Here is a 2,575-nt window from a genome sequence, read left to right on the forward strand (position 1 = left end):
CATCCGGTGCGCCGCGCCACGGCCGCCGGCGCGAGCGTGGCGCGCGCCTCGCGCGAGGGGTGCGCGGGGGCGGACGGCCCGGAAGTGGAATGGGCGCGCACGGCTTGCGCCGAGGCGAAGCGGAACGAGCGCACGCGGTCCGGACGGTGCGTGCGCGTGCAGCCGTGTCCAGTGGTACGCGGCGGCGGACGGCCACGGCATGGTGGGGACGTGCACACGCCGGGCGACGCTCGCGCGTGGCGTGTCCAGGGCAGCTGGACGGGGCGCCGGAGCGGATCGCCCGGGCGCCGGGAGCGGTGGGAAGCTGCGGAAATCCGCCACGGGGGCGCGGGAAGGGCGGGCGGGCGGTCGAGCGAAACGCACCGCCGGGAGGCGGGAAGGGCGGGCGGTCGAGCGGAAACGCACCGCCGGGGCGCGGGAACGGCGGGCGGTCGAGCGGAAACGCACCGCCGGGGCGCGGGAACGGCGGGCGGTCGAGCGGAAACGCACCGCCGGGAGGCGGGAACGGCGGGCGGTCGAGCGGAAACGCACCGCCGGGGCGCGGGATGTGGTGGGGGGCGGGCGGAAAACGCACCGCCTGGCAGCACCACCGGGGCGCGGGGCCGTTGGGCAGTGGTGCGGGAACGCACCACCGGGCGCCGGAGACGTGAGCAGTCGCGCGGGGACGCCCCGTCGCGAGTCGGGCTCAGAAACGGTGCGCCGGGGGCGGGTAGCCGTAGCCGCCGGCGGGCGCGGAGCCCAGGTGCGCGTCACGGTCGTAGAAGGGGCGGGCGTTGGCGCGCAGCCACATCGTCACCGGGTCGCGGTCGTCGGACATGGCGACCGTGGAGACGGGCAGCCCGTCCGGCACGGCGCCCACCGACTGGCGCATCATCAGGCGCACGGACTCGACGGCGGCCTGCCCGCTCTCGTAGAGGTCGAGGCCGACGGCGAGGTACGGGGCGCCGAGCGCGGGCTGGACCCAGGCGCGGCGCAGGGACCTGACGGCCGGGGTGCGGTGCGCGTTCTGCGTGAGCAGCGCGTAGAACTGAGGGATCTGCAGGGACGGTTCGCTGATGCGCAGGGGTCCCGCGGGCATCCGCTCCAGACCCGTCGCGATCCGGCGCAGGTCGGGCCAGGGGATGCCGACGCCGCCGCCGGGCGCGTGCGGGTTGAGCCAGATGCCCCAGCCGTCGGGGTAGAGCGCGCGGGCGATGCCCGGGCCGGTGACGACCTCGTGGGCCCGGGTCCAGCCGCTGGCGGCCAGTTCCTGCGCGGACGTCACGCAGGGCGCGTAACCGTGGCCGTCGACCTGCATGTTGCCGTACTGGGCGGCGGGGGAACCCGGGGCGCCCTGCCACAGCAGCATCCACAGGCGGCCCGCGGCCTCGTCGGCCAGGGCGTGCAGCAGCGCCTCGTAGGCGTCGTAACGGCCCGGTGTCACCTGGCGCAGCATCTCTTCGATGTGCCCGGCCTCCGCGGTGCCTGGCGCGCTCACGTCGACTCCCCGCCCCTCTGCTCTCGCCATCGGACCAGCTCCCCCGGGCACGCGGCCTCGGCGCCCCCGACATCAAACCAGCTTAGGCGGCGGTACTGACACAGGCTTGACGGCGGGGCGTGGCGTCAGGCGTGCTCGCGCTGGTAGAACGGGCGGATCCGGGCGAGCATCCAGTCACGGACCGGATCGTCCTGGGCCAGGTCGAGCAGCAGCAGGTTGACCTGCCAGCGCACCTGGACGCGCCCGAGCGCCCGGCCGAGCGCGTCGAGCGCCGCGTTGCCGTCGGCGGGCCCGTAGGGCACCAGTTGGACTCCGACGAACAGCTGGTCGGGGTCCCCCTCGACGGAGGCGAGCGCGCGGCGCGCCGTCGCGACCACCCCGGACGCCGCGAACTCGGCGGACGCCGCGGCGAGGAAGTCCATGGGCTCGTCCTGCCAGTCCGGCTCGAACAGCCGGACCCGGCCGCCGGACTCGGGCCCGTCCAAGGCCGTGCGTCCGGTACGGCACAGCTCGGCGACGGCCGGGGGCGGCAGCGGCACGCCCACCACACCGCCCGGGTTGACCGCGATGCCGAGCTGGGGCGGCAGGCCGCGGGCGAACTCGCGGGCGGGTGCGACCGTGAAGGACATGTGGGGGCCGACGCAGCGCAGGAACTGCTCCTCGGAGCTGAAGACCGGGACGTACGCCCCGCCTCCTATCTCGACCGTCGGCAGGTCGAGCGCGGCGCTGTCGGGTCCGCCGCCCTCCGGCAGCGGCACCCACACCTGGCTGCGCCCCAGCACCTCGACGATCCGCGCGCCGGCGCCCTCGGTGCCGAGGGAGGCGGCGAGCGCCTCCTCGAGTTCGTTGCCCGGCCATGCCGTGTCCACTGTGCCTCGCCCTCCGCCCTGTCCCACCTGAATCCGGACCCGCCCAGCATGATCCGGAGCAGCACCTTAACGGCCCCGCCGGCCCGCGGGTCCGGCCGCGCCCCGCCCCGGCCGCGCCCGGCGGCAGCTCCTCCCGCGCACCCGACTCGGCGTAGAAGGCGGCCTGCTGCTCGCGCAGGAAAGCGCCGCGGGTGCGCTCGGCCGTCCGGTAGGCGTGCACCGTCTCGCG

General features: G+C 76.3%; 2 protein-coding genes. Both read right to left on the reverse strand.

The annotated features are described in order from the left end of the window. Positions 1 to 685: 685 nt before the first annotated feature. A complete protein-coding gene (locus tag L1885_RS26955) occupies positions 686 to 1,477 on the reverse strand; it encodes an enhanced serine sensitivity protein SseB C-terminal domain-containing protein (RefSeq protein ID WP_235799770.1) in 792 nt (263 codons plus the stop codon). Between the two features lie 125 nt (positions 1,478 to 1,602). Beyond that, the gene (locus L1885_RS26960) at positions 1,603 to 2,346 is read right to left on the reverse strand and encodes an enhanced serine sensitivity protein SseB C-terminal domain-containing protein (RefSeq protein WP_235799771.1); all 744 of its coding nucleotides are present in this window, start codon (positions 2,344 to 2,346) and stop codon (positions 1,603 to 1,605) included. Positions 2,347 to 2,575: the final 229 nt, after the last annotated feature.

This window comes from Streptomyces fuscigenes (assembly GCF_021556455.1).
GTDB lineage: Bacteria > Actinomycetota > Actinomycetes > Streptomycetales > Streptomycetaceae > Streptomyces > Streptomyces fuscigenes.